At 31.0% G+C, this 13,449-nt stretch carries 10 protein-coding genes; 9 read left to right on the top strand and 1 reads right to left on the bottom strand.

What is annotated here, in order from left to right:
- The first annotated feature begins 18 nt into the window (after nucleotides 1-18).
- From CJ192_RS09475 to hemL, 8 genes are all read left to right on the top strand, one after another.
- The gene (locus CJ192_RS09475) at nucleotides 19-225 is read left to right on the top strand and encodes a hypothetical protein (protein ID WP_004816280.1); all 207 of its coding nucleotides are present in this window, start codon (nucleotides 19-21) and stop codon (nucleotides 223-225) included.
- On the top strand, nucleotides 209-1,627 hold the full coding sequence (locus CJ192_RS06165) for a S41 family peptidase (RefSeq protein WP_102198150.1): 1,419 nt from the start codon (nucleotides 209-211) through the stop codon (nucleotides 1,625-1,627). Before CJ192_RS09475 ends, CJ192_RS06165 begins: the two co-directional genes overlap by 17 nt.
- A 1-nt stretch (nucleotide 1,628) precedes the next feature.
- The gene (locus CJ192_RS06160; RefSeq protein WP_102198149.1) at nucleotides 1,629-2,480 is read left to right on the top strand and encodes an ROK family protein; all 852 of its coding nucleotides are present in this window, start codon (nucleotides 1,629-1,631) and stop codon (nucleotides 2,478-2,480) included.
- Between the two features lie 989 nt (nucleotides 2,481-3,469).
- Nucleotides 3,470-4,696 (top strand): glutamyl-tRNA reductase, encoded by a 1,227-nt coding sequence (gene hemA / locus CJ192_RS06155; protein WP_102198148.1) that lies wholly within the window; start codon nucleotides 3,470-3,472, stop codon nucleotides 4,694-4,696.
- Nucleotides 4,693-5,286 (top strand): precorrin-2 dehydrogenase/sirohydrochlorin ferrochelatase family protein, encoded by a 594-nt coding sequence (locus CJ192_RS06150; protein ID WP_102198147.1) that lies wholly within the window; start codon nucleotides 4,693-4,695, stop codon nucleotides 5,284-5,286. Before hemA ends, CJ192_RS06150 begins: the two co-directional genes overlap by 4 nt.
- Nucleotides 5,286-7,625 carry a hydroxymethylbilane synthase gene (hemC, locus tag CJ192_RS06145; RefSeq protein WP_102198146.1) on the top strand — a complete coding sequence of 780 codons (2,340 nt, stop codon included), beginning with the start codon at nucleotides 5,286-5,288 and terminating at the stop codon, nucleotides 7,623-7,625. Before CJ192_RS06150 ends, hemC begins: the two co-directional genes overlap by 1 nt.
- Nucleotides 7,606-8,571 (top strand): porphobilinogen synthase, encoded by a 966-nt coding sequence (gene hemB, locus CJ192_RS06140; protein ID WP_102198145.1) that lies wholly within the window; start codon nucleotides 7,606-7,608, stop codon nucleotides 8,569-8,571. Before hemC ends, hemB begins: the two co-directional genes overlap by 20 nt.
- A complete protein-coding gene (hemL, locus tag CJ192_RS06135) occupies nucleotides 8,571-9,851 on the top strand; it encodes a glutamate-1-semialdehyde 2,1-aminomutase (protein WP_102198144.1) in 1,281 nt (426 codons plus the stop codon). The genes hemB and hemL overlap by 1 nt, the downstream gene beginning before the upstream one ends.
- A gap of 611 nt (nucleotides 9,852-10,462) precedes the next feature.
- On the opposite strand, the gene CJ192_RS06130 is transcribed toward hemL, so the two are convergent.
- Nucleotides 10,463-11,782: a C1 family peptidase gene (locus tag CJ192_RS06130; protein ID WP_102198143.1), complete on the bottom strand. Its 1,320-nt coding sequence runs from the start codon at nucleotides 11,780-11,782 to the stop codon at nucleotides 10,463-10,465.
- A gap of 231 nt (nucleotides 11,783-12,013) precedes the next feature.
- Between CJ192_RS06130 and CJ192_RS06125 the strand changes: the two genes are divergently transcribed.
- On the top strand, nucleotides 12,014-13,444 hold the full coding sequence (locus tag CJ192_RS06125) for an LCP family protein (RefSeq protein ID WP_180960892.1): 1,431 nt from the start codon (nucleotides 12,014-12,016) through the stop codon (nucleotides 13,442-13,444).
- The last annotated feature ends 5 nt before the right edge of the window (nucleotides 13,445-13,449 follow it).

Here is a 13,449-nt window from a genome sequence, read left to right as displayed (position 1 = left end):
CTTATAGGAGGGTTCTTTTTGTTTTTGAGAGGACTTTTCCTAATAAAAATAAATAATAAAAGCATGGGATCTATTATGAGAAACGAAAAAAGAGGCCTTTCATTTTACCTATTGATGATTGCACTTTTTTCTTTAATAAATCCTGTGGGAATCCTTCCCTTTTTATATGAAATTAGAAAAAGAGATTGGGTAATTAGTGGAGGACTCGATGAAGAAAAAAAATAAATTAAGCCTTTTGGTCTTGGTCTTTCTTATCCTATTTTCATCTTGTGCCCAAAGAAGGATAGACTATCTTAACCAAAGAAAAGATATAATCCTATCAGAAAAAAAGCCCAAAGAAAAAAAGATAATAAAATTTAATCCAGACCAAATCGATGAATTTAAGTCAACAAATGATTATTTGACTTGGTATAAAAGCTTGGATGGGCCTTGCCAGTTGGTTTTTAAGGATAAAAAAGATCAAAAAGAATTAAGCCAAGAAGAAAGAGTAGAAGATTTCAATTATCTTTTCAACCAAATAAGGGATAATTATCCGTTTTTTGGCATACTAAAAAGGCAATATGGTATCGATTTTTTAGGAAATTATTCCAGATACCTAAACGAGGTAAAATTTTGCAAAAGCGACCAAGAATTTCAAAAAATTATGCAAAATATAATGGCTGACCTTCACAATGACCATGCAACCATAGCAGACGAAGAATATGTAAAAGAAACCTTAGAATATTATTCGCATTTTTGGAAAGACCCGTCCATGTACTATGAGTTTTTGACCATGAACAAGGAAAGTGTAAGGGATAGGTACAATATAAAGGGTGTTCAATCAAGCCAAATTGGAAAGGAAAAATCCAAAAAAAAATCAGGCCACAAAAAAACTTCTCTAGAAACACTAACAGAAGATAATGGGGAAAATTTACAAACAAAAATTATAAAACCGGGACTTGGCCTAGTTAGGGTCAATGAAATGCTTGCAGAATATGAATTATCTGATGATATGGAAAAGCTCGATGAATTTTTGGAAAATAATCCTAATTTAAAAGCTTTAATTATAGACATAAGGCAAAATTCTGGTGGAAATATTGAATATTGGCAAAATTATTTATTGCCAAGACTTATAGAAAAAAAAGTTTCTGTAGAAAACCATATGTTTTTTAGGGATGGAATGCGTACAAAAATGCTCTTACAAAGCGAAGATATTTCCTATGAAAATATAGAAAATGTCAACTTGGCAAATATGGACTTAAACCACAAGGAAGATTTGGAAAATTTTTCTTACTATAGCAAGGATGAAATAGAAATTTCTCCCCTAAAAGAAAATAAATTTAAGGGAAATTTATATTTATTGGTAGATGAGGGAGTATATTCGGCAGCAGAAGGACTTGCAAACTTTTGTAAAAATACAAAAATTGCAAAACTTGTAGGCCATAAAACAGGAGGAGATGGGATTACCCTTGGAGTAATAAATGATGTCCTTCCAAACTCGGGCCTTGTTTTTACCTACACAAACACCTTGGGCTATGCTCCAGACGGATCTATAAACGAAGAAGAAAAAACAAATGTAGATATAGTGACAGAAAGTTTGAATGAATCTATAGATACAATAAAAAAATTGGAAAAAATTGGAGAATAAGATGTACGGATCAATAGAATTTGGTGGAACAAAAATAAAATGTGCAAGTTTTGATGAAAATGGAAAAGTAATAGATGATTGTTGGATTGATACCAAAAATCCAGAAGACAATCTAGAAAAAATTGGAGACTTTTACAAAAAAAATCCAGTAGAAGCCCTAGGAGTTGGAGCCTTTGGACCAATAGACTTAAATGAAGAATCAAAAACATACGGCTATATCCAAAATACACCAAAAAAACTTTGGGTAAACTATGATTTATTAGGAAACTTAAAAAAACAAGTTTGCCAAAAAATAAAAATCGTAACAGACGTTGGACTCTCATTAATAGGAGAAGCTAACAAGGGAGCAGGCGAGAAATTAAATTCTAGTTTGTATTTAACAATAGGAACAGGAATTGGTGGGGCCTATATCCAAAATGGAAAATTATTAAACGGCTTTTCCCATCCAGAAATGGGCCACATAAATATAAAAAGAATGAAAGACGATGACTTCAAATCGACTTGTACCTATCACGAAGATTGCCTAGAAGGCCTTGCTTGTGGACCAAGCGTAAACAAAAGACTAGGACAAAATCCAAAAGACGCAGACATAAATGAAAAAGCCTTTAAAATAGCAGCAAATTATATAGCCCAAGCTATCTACACCTACACCTTGGTCCTAAGACCAGAAATAGTAATAATTGGTGGAGGATTAATAAATAAAGAAGGCTTTATCGAAATGATAAGAGAAGACTTCGATAAGATAAAAGGCGACTATATACCAGTAAAAGAAAGCTGTGAATATATAGTAAAGCCAAAACTAAAAAACGATTCAGCCCTAATAGGTGGGTACTTATTGGCAAAATCATTGTAAATAATTATTTTATAAATAAAAAAGTCACCAACCTTTTGTGAACAAAGTGAGTGAAGATATCTTATATTAAAATTAAATATTAAAAAAGTTATACTTTAGTAATAAATCAAATAAAACCCTCACCCATCTCGACCGAACAAAGTGAGTGGAGAGATCTCAAAGTTAAATTTATCAAAAAATAAAATTTAGCCTTTAGCAAAGACAATAAAAGAGATCTCTCCATGCGCTCTGCACGATAAATCGGGATAAACAACCGAACTCAACGGTTATTTATCTAGTCGAGATGGATTATTATTGTACTTATTTATTGGCTAAAGTTTAAATTATTAAAAATAAAAAAATCAAAATGTTAGATTAACTATAATAAAACTCAAGAATTCTTCAGTAAAAAAAATCAAAAGTAAATCCGTATATATCGAGTAAAGTAAGTGGAGCAATCCCATGAATAAAATTAATACAAAATAGAACCTAAACTTTAGTAACTAAAGTAAATATAATCAAACCCATCTCGAGCAGATAAATATGCCTTGATTTGGCATATTTATCCCTAAAACTAGTGCGAGAGCACGGAGAAATTTGCGTAGCAAATGAGTTTTAGTGTCGAGAGATCTCTGTATTAAATTTATCAAAAAATAAAATTTAGCCTTTAGCAAATAAAACAAAAGAGATCTCTCCATGCGCTCCGCTTAGTCGAGATGGGGAACTCATGTATTTATTTAATAGCTAAAGTTTAAATTGTTAAATATAAAAAATATTATTTAGTAATTAAATCAACCTCCATTGCATTTTTAGCCCCTTAGAGTATAATTTTTGACAAGAAGTAATATTACTTTTGTAAATCTAATAAAGTTGAACTTTTGTTTAATCCCGGACTTATTATCATATACCTTTTTCAGGTTCTTCTTTATTTTTGCCCAGCTTTTGCTGGGTTTTTTATTTTATTTTTTTAAATAGTATAATGTTAGTAGTAATTAGTAAGGGGGAAGATTTTGTTTTTTTATTCGTTTGGTCTAAATCACCATAAAGCAGGAATTGATATTCGTGAAAAAGTGCATTTCAAGGATTCTGATATTATTGATGCAAGTGAGATTTTGGAAAATGAAGGCTTTGATGAAGTTGTAATTCTTTCAACTTGTAATAGGTCAGAAATTTTTGCCTTGACCAGTGAGGACAAATTTTCGGATGAATTTTTTGTGAAATTTTTTGAAAATTATTTTTCTCTTGGCGGCCTTTCTTCTTTTATTTTTATAAAAAAAGATTTGGATGCCATTAACCATCTTTTTTCTTTAACTTGTGGTCTTGATTCTTTGATTGTGGGGGAAGATCAAATCCTAGGTCAGGCAAGCGATGCTTATGAAACAAGTCTTAGTCTTGGTTTTTGTAAAAAAATCTTATCAGAGGCCCTAAAAAGAGCCATCAATCTTTCAAAAAATATTAAATCAGATTCAAATATTTCCCACATACCACTTTCACTTCCTTATATAGCCGTAAAAAAAGCCCAAGAGTTTGATGATTTATCAAATAAAAAGGCTCTTGTGGTTGGTATTGGAAATATTGGGAAGCTTTGTATAGAAAATTTGATGGAAACGGGGGCTGATATTTATATTTCAAATTGGAATATGGATAAGTCCATAAAAATACAAAAGGAATACGAAAATATAAATATCATTTCTTATGAAAAAATTCAAGAAAACCTTGGAGATATGGATTTTGTTTTTTCAGCAACAGCCTCACCCCACCTTGTTTTGAAAAAGGAACATTTTAAAAATATAAATAAGGAAATAAATATTTTCGACCTTGCCCTTCCAAGAGATTGCGATCCTGAAATTTCCAAAATTTCTAATGTCAACCTTTTGGATATCGATTCTATCAAGGATATTTCAAGGAAAAACCTTGATAAAAGAAGAAAAATTTTACAGTCCTATAGGGTAGATATTGATAAAAAATCCAAGGAATTTTATAAGTGGATGAAGGAAGTTAAAATCGACTATATTTTAAAAGATTTGAATGACAGGTGTGATGATTTGGCTGATAAGACCATGGATTATATTTTTAGAAAGACTGATATGACAGGTTCTCAAAAAAAGAAGGTTGACAAGGCAGTTAGAAATGCCCTAAAAAAAATCGCTCGTGATCCTGTTTTGACTTTTAAGGAAAATCACGGGGAAGATTTTGAAAAAACTTTAAAAATTTTGACAAAGGTGTATAAAAAATGAGATATTTTCCAATTTCTATAGATTCAAAAGATAAGATTTGCCTCTTTCTTGGGGGAGGTAAGATAGCGAAAAGAAAAATAAAATCCCTCCTAAAGGGAGATTTTTCCTTCCTTATTTATGCCAAGGAAATAGATAAGGAAGTGATGGAGCTTTGTAAGGAAAATCCCCAAAGAATAAAGATTGTTGAAAAAGATATTGATGAAAATTTTGTTTTTCCACCCTGTGACTTTTTGTTTTTGGCAACGGGAAATAGGAATTTAAATAAGGTTTTGAGAAAAAAAGCCAAAAATTTGGGCCTTAGGACCTTGGACTTGTCCGATTCTTTGGGAAGTGATTTTTACTTGAGAAAAAACATTTCCAATGAATTTGTAGATATTTCCATATCAAGCAATGGTCAGGTTCCAATTTTTTCTTCCCTTATAGGAGATGATTTGGAAAAATATTTAGAAAGCCTTGATATGGATAAGATAAAATTGATGGTGGAAATTCGTGATAAATTAAGAAAAAATGGAATTTATAATAAGGCTCTTTTGTTAGACCTTTATAAGGAAGATAAACAATTTTTGAAAAAATATTTGGAGAAGATTTGATGATTAAAATAGGAAGTAGAGCTAGCAAACTTGCCTTGATCCAGGCAAATATGGTAAAGGATATTTTAGAAAAAGAAGGTCTTGAAGCCCAAATAGTAGAAATTTCTACCAAGGGCGACAGGATTAGGGATAGGAAAATTGACCAACTTAATTCCAAGGGGGTTTTTGTAAGAGAAATTGAAGAAAAACTTTTGGATAAAACAATTGATCTTGCAGTTCATTCTTTAAAAGATATGCCTTCACAAATTGATGATAGATTAATTTTCACCCCACCTTTAAAGGGGGAAGATCCTAGGGATTGTTTTGTTGGAAAAGATGTTTTTAAAAAAATGGATGATTTGAACAATGCCCTTGTTGGAACTGGATCAAATAGGAGAGTTTGCCAGGGGAAAAATTATTTTTCAAATATAAAATTTAAGGCAATCAGGGGAAATGTTGAAACGAGGATAAAAAAAATTCAAAGTGAAAATCTTGATGGGGTTATCCTCGCAAAATCTGGCCTAATAAGGGCAGGTCTTGATGGAGAAATCAACTTTGACCTAGACCCTCACATTTTTACCCCATCACCTTGCCAGGGGATTTTGGGCATAGAAATTAGAAAAGAAGATAAAAATTTATTTGAAATTTTTAAGAAAAATTCAGATGAGAAAACTCTTTTTAGAATGGAAACAGAAAGGGCCTTTCAAAAGGAATTGGGAGCAGATTGTTCAACTCCTATGGGAATTTTTACAGAAATTGACCATGATAAAATTACCCTAACGGGGTCTATGGCCTTTGACAAGGATGATAAGATAAATTACCAAAAAGTTTCAGGAAATATTTCTGAAAGAATTTCTCTAGCTCAAAAATTGGCAAAAAACTTAAAGAAAAAATCCTACAAAAAAATAATCCTTGCAGGAGCAGGAATTGGTTCAAAAAATAATATAACTCTTGCAGTAAAAAAAGCCCTCGATGAGGCTGATGTAATAATTTACGATAGACTTTTAAACCAAGAAATTCTTGACCCATACAGAAATAAGGACTTGTATTATGTGGGAAAATCTATGGGAGACCATGTTTTAAGCCAAGATGACATAAATAAATTAATGGTTGATAAGGCAAAAACTGGTAAAAAAGTTGTTAGATTAAAAGGAGGAGATCCTTATGTTTTTGGAAGAGGATCTGAGGAGGCACTTTTTATAAAAGAAAATGACTTGGAATTTGAAACCTTGCCAGGCCTTACATCGGGAATAGTTTGCCTAAACACAGCAGGAATTCCAGCAAGCCACAGAAATATGGCAACATCAATTTCCTTTATCACAGGCCATAGGTCAGAAAATCAAAATGAAGATTTCAAAAAATATGCCAAACTTCCAGGAACCCTAGTTTTTTATATGGGCCTTAAAAATCTTCCAAATATTATAAAAGATTTGATAGCTGGGGGCATAGAAAAAGATAAAAAAATTGCCATAATTTCAAATGGGTCAAGTCCTAAACAAAAAGTTTATACTTCAACTGTAGAAAAAGTTTTGGAAGAAATAGACCTAGAAAAAATCGAAAGACCTGCCATAATTGTAGTTTCTGATACGGTTGGACTTAGGGAATATTTAAACTATTTTGAAAGTAAAAATTTTGGAAAAAAAATAGCCCTCACCCGTGATTATGAATCAACAATAAAGGATAAGGAAAAATTAGAGCACTTGGGCTTTGATGTAAAAATTGTTCCAACAATAAAAATCTTAGAAAAAAATACCGACTTACTAGAAGAAAAGTTCAAGGATTTCTCCTATGATTATTTGGTATTTACATCCAAAAATGCTGTAAAAATATTTTTCGATAAATTAATAGAAAAGCATGATATAAGAGATATAGGAAAAGTTAAAATCGCAGCAATAGGAGAAAAAACCAAAAAAGAAATAGAAAAATATAATTTGAAAGTCGATATTGTCCCAAGAAATTTTGTAGGTGAAAATCTACTTGACCAAATGGCAAAATATGTCAAAAAAGATGATAAAATATTTTTCCCTCACTCAAATTTATCAAGGAAAAAAATCATAGAAGGTCTTGGCAAGATGGGAGAATTGGATGAAATTGAAATTTATGACAATATAAGGGCAGAAAAAGAAGATATTGACCTTGATTTTGATGGGGTGATTTTCACTTCATCATCTTGCGTAAATAATTTTGTAGAAATTTATGGCAAAGAGTCACTAAAAAATACAAAAATTTTCTCAATAGGTCAAATTACCAGTAAAACAATAAAAAATCATGGACTAGAAGTGTACAAAGAATCCAAAAAACAAAGCGTAGATTCTTTGATAGAAAGGATAGTAGAAGATTATGAGAATGAGAAGAATTAGAGAAAACAAAGTTTTAAGACAAATGACAAAAGAAACTAGCCTTGAAATTTCTGATTTTATTTACCCACTTTTTGTTGTAGAAGGGGAAGGTATAAAAAAAGAAATTCCTTCAATGCCAGATTGCTACCATTTTTCCTTGGATAAATTAGAAGATGAGATAAATGAGATTGTAGATTTAGGAATAAAAGCAGTAATTTTATTTGGAATCCCAAATAAAAAAGACGACCACGGATCTGAAGCTTATGCAGAAGATGGAATTATCCAAAAAGCTGTTAGAAAAATAAAAGAAATAAATAAAGACTTGTTGGTAATAACAGATGTTTGTATGTGCGAATACACAGACCACGGTCATTGTGGAATTTTAGACCACGAAGGACACGTTTTAAATGACGAAACTGTTTCCTATATTGCAAAAATTGCCCTATCCCACGCCAAGGTAGGAGCAGATATAATTGCCCCATCAGACATGATGGATTTTAGGATAAAGGCAATTAGAAAAATTCTTGATGAAAATAATTTTAAAAATATTCCGATAATGGCTTATTCTGCAAAATACGCATCAAATTTCTATGGACCATTTAGGGATGCAGCCGACTCTGCCCCATCATTTGGAGATAGAAAATCCTACCAAATGGATTACCATAATTCAAACGAGGCCATGAGAGAAATTGACCTTGACCTTGAAGAAGATGCTGACTTTATAATTGTAAAACCAGCCCTATCATTTTTGGATATAATCCAAAGAACAAAAGATAATTTTAACACAAATATTGTTGCCTACAATGTTAGTGGAGAATATTCTATGGTAAAAAATGCCATAAAAATGGGCCTTGTAAATGAAGAAATAATTTATGAAATTTTAATTTCAATAAAAAGAGCCGGAGCAAAATTAATAATTACTTACCATGCAAAAGAAATGGCAAAAAAATTGAGAGGAGAGAAATAATGAGTCTTTTTGATCAAGCAAAAAAATATATACCAGGTGGAGTAAACTCACCAGTTAGAGCCTTTGGGGCAGTCGGTGGCAACCCACTTTTTGCAAAATATGGGAAAGGATCAACCATAGTTGATGAAAACGATGATGCCTATATAGATTTTATTTCCTCATGGGGACCAATGATTTTGGGCCATGGTAAAAAAGAATTAATAGAAAAAGCAAAGGGATACTTGGAAGAAGGACTTACCTTTGGCCTTCCTACAAAAGTAGAAATCGAAATGGCAAAATTTTTGGCAGAGGCCTTCGATACAGACATGATAAGAATGGTAAATTCTGGAACAGAAGCCACCATGTCAGCCATAAGATGTGCAAGAGGGTTTACAAAAAAAGATAAAATAATAAAATTTGAAGGATGTTATCACGGCCACTCTGATGGACTATTGGTAAAATCAGGATCAGGAGCCTTGACCTTTAACGTAGCAACATCTGCAGGAGTTCCAAAAGAAGTAATAAAAGATACCCTAGTTTGTAAATATAACGACATAGAATCAGTCAAAAAAACCCTAGCAGAAAACGAAGGCCAAGTAGCTGCAGTAATTCTTGAACCAATAGCAGGAAACATGGGAGTAGTCCCTATAGATTTAGAATTTGTAAAAGAGCTTAGAAAAATAACTAAAGAAAAAAATATAGTATTAATATTTGACGAAGTAATCACAGCCTTCAGATTAAAATTTGGATCAATTTCTACAGAATTTGGAGTAAAACCAGATATGTTTTGCTTTGGAAAAATTGTAGGAGGGGGAATGCCAGTAGGAGGATTTGGTGGAAGACGAGAAATAATGGAAGTCTTATCACCAATTGGTCCAGTTTACCAAGCAGGAACTCTATCAGGATCTCCATTTATAATGAAAATGGGACTAGACGTTTTGACAATATTAAAAGAAAATCCAGATATCTATCAAAGACTTGAAAAATATGCAAAAATGCTAGAAGAAGGCTTCAAAGATAACTTAAAACAAACAGGAGTAGATGGATTTGTAACAAGGTATAAATCAATGATGTCAATATTTTTTGGAGAATTTGACCAAATAAGATCATACGATGACGTCCAAAAAGCAGACCTTGAAGCATATTCAAAATATTTCAATTACATGAAAGAGAAAAAAATCCTCCTACCACCAGCCCAATTTGAAGCAATGTTCATGTCCGATGCCTTGGATGATGATATAATAAACTACACAATAGAACAAAATAAAAAAGCCCTAGAATATATTAAAAAAACAAAATAAGATAAAAAAAGCCCATCTTAAAAATAAAAATCAAGATGGGTTATTTTTTTATATACTTAAAGACTAAAGTTGATATTTAAAGAAATTTATAGAATATAAGAAAAGAGATCTCTCGACTATGCTCGAGATGGGTAATTGGGATAATTATTTAATAGCTAAAGTTGGCCTTAGTAAAATAATTAGAAAAAAAATAAATTAAATACAAAAAAATATACTTTAGTAAAAAAGTAAATATCAGCCAATCCCATCTCGACCGACTGAAAGGAGTGGAGAGATCTCTGTATTAAACTAATATGAAAATAAAATTTAACCTTTAGCAAAGAAAAAAAAAGAGATCTCTCGACTATGCTCGAGATGTGTTATTGGTATAATTATTTAATAGCTAAAGTTTGACTTATTAAAATAATTAGAAAAAATTAATTAAGTACAATAAAAATTATACTTTAGTAAAAAAAGTAAATATCAGCAACCCAATCTCGATTAGGCTTGTGATGAGTAATTTTAGTAAATCCTTTAGCAATAAAGTTAATATAATCAAGTACCATCTCGACCTTGTGGAGAGATCTCATGAATTAAATTAATATAAAACAAAACTCAACCTTTAGTCAATCCTACCTAACATTTCTAAGCATCTTATACATAGGGTCAAATTCGTCGTAATAAATTTTTTCCTTATCAAAGGCTTCCATTACTTTTTTTGTCAAAAATTTCTTGTCTATTATCAACTCAAAGGTATTTTCCCTAAACCACTCATCTGTCATGGAAAAATATCCATCTTTGCCGTCATCTTCGCCCCAGGAGTTTTCTATTTTCCAAAATTTTACCTCTTTACCTTTTTTATCAAATCCTGTAAGATTCATGGCATGACATGCTGTAGAATATCTAGAATTTATTCTTTCTTCCTTGGTCATTTTTGGGAAATTCGTAAAAGTTTGGTCAAAATTAAATATATTTTCATCCAAAACTCCACTTTCTCTGTCTTCATTTATATCAACATCACAGGCAAACCACATAGTTTCATTATTTTTTATAGATTTTTGGGCAAATTTACTCATGGTATCCATATCCACATTGATTCCAACAAGATCATCAAGATCAACTGCATTTTTTGCCACCTTATCAACCAAAATCCTATTGTAAGGGTGTCTTGGGTCATTTAATAACTTAACTTTTCCATCAAAAAAATCACCCACATACTTATCAAAAAATGCCTTTGGTGTCATATTTTCTTCAATATGATACTTATCATCCTTGTCATAATATTTAAAATCAAAATTCTCTACAGGTTTTCCTATAGATTTTGCAAAAATATTATAGGCATAAGAAAGGCCTTCTTTTCTCAAATTTTCTATTTCCTTCTCATCATCAGTCGCCCTAATTTCCATGGCAATTTTTTTGAGGGCATTTTCCAAAACATAAAACATAAATTGAGATTGGTCAGTATGGTAAAGCTCGCCCATGGCATTTTTTGGGACAATCCCATATTTTTTGATCAAATAATAGAAAAATTCAAAATATCCCCCATCTTCAGGAGTAGAATAAAAAACATCCTCAACTTTTCTATCCCTAATATCTAAATTTTTTGTATCAATTACCCTTTGCAAAAACAAATTTGCCTTTTCCATATTGTCATAAAAATATAAAAAAGACTCGGAAAGCTCAAACTTTTCCATATTAAGTTTTTTGGCAATATGCATCCTAACCATATTAAGCCCTGCAAACATCCAACATCTACCAGTTTTTTTTTGGTTGGTAACATCCTTAGTCTCAACTTCATTAGAAAAAATAAAATCGTGCCTATTAATAATATTTCTATCAAGGGAGGCCTCCCTTATTCCCATATTAGAAATGGCATTTTCAATCACCTTATTTTTTTGGTCTTTATCATAAATTTTTTCCAATTGGTCAAAAATTTTCTTATCTAAATTCATAAAATCACCTCTTTAAATCATTAACTATACTTTATCGGTTTTTTCCACAAATAAAAGGAAAAAATTTCTAAAGAATTTTCACAAAAATTTTAAATAAATTACAAAAGTATCATAAAACTGTTGATTTTCAAGGAATAATACCTATAATTTATTGACAAAAGTTACAGATTAGTATATCCTTATCTAAGAATTAAGTATAAATTGTGTATAAAAGGAGAATTTTTTAAAATCATGACAAAAAATCTAATATCTAAAATTTCAATATTTTTATCTTCTATAATATACATCCTTTTCTTTTATTTTTTAAATAAATATAATATTTTGCCAAAAAAAATGAGATTTATCATTTTGGGACTAATCCTTTTAGCTATAATAGGATTTTCCTTCTTAATATTTAAGAAAAAGAATGCAAACAAGGCTGTAAAGGCAATATTTATAGTAGGATTGGTATTAATAAGCGTATGTGAAGGATTATTTATGTCCTACGCAAACAAATCCATAACAACTGTAGAAAAAATCAACCAAAAAAATGATTTAAACAAAACACAAATGTCCTTTGTAGCATTGAAAGATTCAAATATCAATTCAATAAATGACATAAAAGAAATCCAAGTTGCCATTGCAAGAAAAATGGATGAAAAAAACATTGATCAGACTTTAGAAAAATATAAAAAAGAAAATGAAGAAATAAACGCTAAAGATTTTGGAGATTATTTAAAAGCAGGAGAGGCCCTAATAAACGAAAATGCCCAAGTCATGCTTTTAAATGAAAGTTTCAGACAAATGCTTGACGAATCTATAGAAGGATTTTCTGATAAAACAAAGGTATTAAAATCATATTCTGTAAAAGGAAATGAAAAACTAAAGGAAAACAACAAGGTAGAAAAAGACCAAAGCTTTAACGTATATATTTCAGGAATAGATACCTATGGGGCACTTTCAAACGTATCAAGATCAGATGTAAACTTGATAGTAAGTGTAAATCCAAAAAAAGGAAAAATATTAATAACAACAATTCCAAGAGATACCTACGTAAACCTAGCAGGCCTTGGCAAAAACGCCAACGACAAACTAACCCACGCAGGACTCTTTGGAGTAGACACATCAATAAAAACCCTAGAAAATTTCCTGGATGTGGATATTGATTATTATGCTAAGGTTAATTTTACAACTCTAGTAGAGCTTATTAATGAGCTTGGAGGAATAACAGTAGACAATCCTGTAGCCTTTGACTCAACACATGGAAACTATCATTTTCCACAAGGAAAAGTAGAAATGGATGGGGATATGGCTTTATCATTTTCTAGAGAAAGATACAACCTAGCCCATGGAGATTTTGATAGGGGAAAAAATCATACCAGAGTCTTGATAGGAATAATTAAAAAAATATTGAGCCCTGACATGTTATTAAACTTTAACAGTATTTCTGATATAGTATTAAAATCTGTTAATACAAATGTCTCATACAACAAGATGATAGAGCTTGTAAATGAACAATTAGACGATGGAACTAAGTGGAAAATAAAAACTCAAGCATTGACAGGAACAGGAAGTATGGATCTAAACTCATACCTAATGCCAGATGCAAATCTTTATATGATGATACCAAATGAAGATTCAGTAAAAGAAGTCCACGAAAAGATAGAAAATAACAACAAATAGGAAAT

The organism is Anaerococcus hydrogenalis (assembly GCF_002871895.1).
Lineage (GTDB): Bacteria > Bacillota > Clostridia > Tissierellales > Peptoniphilaceae > Anaerococcus > Anaerococcus hydrogenalis.
Note: the sequence above shows the minus strand (reverse complement) of the source record. Positions and strands in the feature narration are given on the sequence as shown.

Excerpts from the sequence above, each read along its gene's own strand:
- CJ192_RS06165 (WP_102198150.1), top strand. The coding sequence starts at position 209 with ATGAAGAAAAAAAATAAATTAAGCCTTTTGGTCTTGGTCTTTCTTATC.
- CJ192_RS06160 (WP_102198149.1), top strand. The coding sequence starts at position 1,629 with ATGTACGGATCAATAGAATTTGGTGGAACAAAAATAAAATGTGCAAGT.
- CJ192_RS06150 (WP_102198147.1), top strand. The coding sequence starts at position 4,693 with ATGAGATATTTTCCAATTTCTATAGATTCAAAAGATAAGATTTGCCTC.
- hemC (WP_102198146.1), top strand. The coding sequence starts at position 5,286 with ATGATTAAAATAGGAAGTAGAGCTAGCAAACTTGCCTTGATCCAGGCA.
- hemB (WP_102198145.1), top strand. The coding sequence starts at position 7,606 with ATGAGAATGAGAAGAATTAGAGAAAACAAAGTTTTAAGACAAATGACA.
- hemL (WP_102198144.1), top strand. The coding sequence starts at position 8,571 with ATGAGTCTTTTTGATCAAGCAAAAAAATATATACCAGGTGGAGTAAAC.
- CJ192_RS06130 (WP_102198143.1), bottom strand. The coding sequence starts at position 11,782 with ATGAATTTAGATAAGAAAATTTTTGACCAATTGGAAAAAATTTATGAT.
- CJ192_RS06125 (WP_180960892.1), top strand. The coding sequence starts at position 12,014 with ATGACAAAAAATCTAATATCTAAAATTTCAATATTTTTATCTTCTATA.